Source organism: Desulfovibrio sp. 1188_IL3213 (assembly GCF_036763145.1).
GTDB lineage: Bacteria > Desulfobacterota > Desulfovibrionia > Desulfovibrionales > Desulfovibrionaceae > Desulfovibrio.
On record NZ_JBAIYR010000572.1, the window covers coordinates 1 to 1,217 of the forward strand.

The following is a 1,217-nucleotide window of genomic DNA, read 5'->3' on the forward strand; positions in this document are numbered from 1 at the left end:
CACAGCCCCCACAGGCCCCCTCTGCCGACCGGCGTGCAGACCGCCGCACCGGCTGCCATGCCGACGGCCCAAAAGAGGACAGTGCGAACCTTTCAGTAAAAAAGCTCCAGGGGCAGCTTCGGCAGCCCCTGCCGACCATAAAAAGACGTCCGGCCTTTCCCGCAATAACGCAGGAAAAGCCGGACGTTTGCCTGTTGCCGCCGGGTGGCGCCTGCTATCAGTCTGACGCCGCAGGCCGGGGCAGTGATCCAGAATCTGCGGTTCCGCAAGCTACTGGATTTTGCAGTTGCCGTCCTTGCATTCTTCGCTTGAGATCACAGGCGTGGCCTGGAACAGCACCACCTGCTCGCGCCCCTGGTTTTTCACCAGTACCAGGGTAAAACGCATGAGCCCTTCGGGCTGGGCAGGCACGGCCGTACCCTTGAAGTAGCCGTTGCCCGTCACGAGCGTTGCGCCGCCGATAAGCGCGGTACGTGCGTTAAGGATGGTCAGGCGGTCGACCACCAGTTCCTTGTTTTTTATGGACTGGATAAAGTGTTCCTTGTCCTCGATATGCCCATTGGCGGCGATGTGCCAGTAATTGGGAGCCAGCAGGGTCTCAAGGGCCGGGATGTCTCCGGTCATGACCGCTTCGGTATACAGGGCCACGCTGTCGGCCTTGGCCTGTGCCGTACCGGCGGAAAGGCAAAAGACCAGAGCGCAGATAAGCGATGCCGCTTTCAGAAGTTTCATTGGGGTCCTCCGTCGTTATACTGGGCCGTCAGTGCGGCGGTAGTCCGGTGCGCCGTCGCAGATTTTCCGCCGTGGTTCCGGCGGCAAATTTGCCAACTGAAGCGCTTTCCTCTATTCTGTTCTTCCAACTGTTAAGCAAAATGCGTTCATTGTAAAGCTTCCCCTGCCGCCCCCAGATTTTTCGGCTATTTCTCCACCACAGTACGAGGTGTTCGCGTCATGCTCACCAATATTCTTCAGGCCATCGGCAATACGCCCATGCTGCGTCTTGATCTTTCGCAAAACATGCCCGGCACGGTCTGGCTCAAGCTTGAAAACCGCAATCCCGGCGGATCCATCAAAGACCGCGTGGCTTTTCATCTCATTGAAAACGCCCTTCAGTGGGGCGAACTTGAGCCGGGCGGCCTGGTGGTGGAGGCCACCAGCGGCAATATGGGCATCGGCATTGCCCTGGTTTCGGCCGTGCGCGGCCTGCGCTGCGTGCT

General features: G+C 59.2%; 2 protein-coding genes. One reads left to right on the forward strand and one right to left on the reverse strand.

Annotated elements, in window-relative coordinates:
- Positions 1 to 270: 270 nt before the first annotated feature.
- Positions 271 to 732, reverse strand: coding sequence for a nuclear transport factor 2 family protein (locus V6C16_RS13675; RefSeq protein WP_333534816.1), 462 nt, complete (start codon positions 730 to 732; stop codon positions 271 to 273).
- Between the two features lie 219 nt (positions 733 to 951).
- On the opposite strand from V6C16_RS13675, the gene V6C16_RS13680 reads away from it, so the two are divergent.
- The coding region (locus tag V6C16_RS13680; protein WP_333543487.1) for a pyridoxal-phosphate dependent enzyme at positions 952 to 1,217 on the forward strand (266 nt) is incomplete at its 3' end.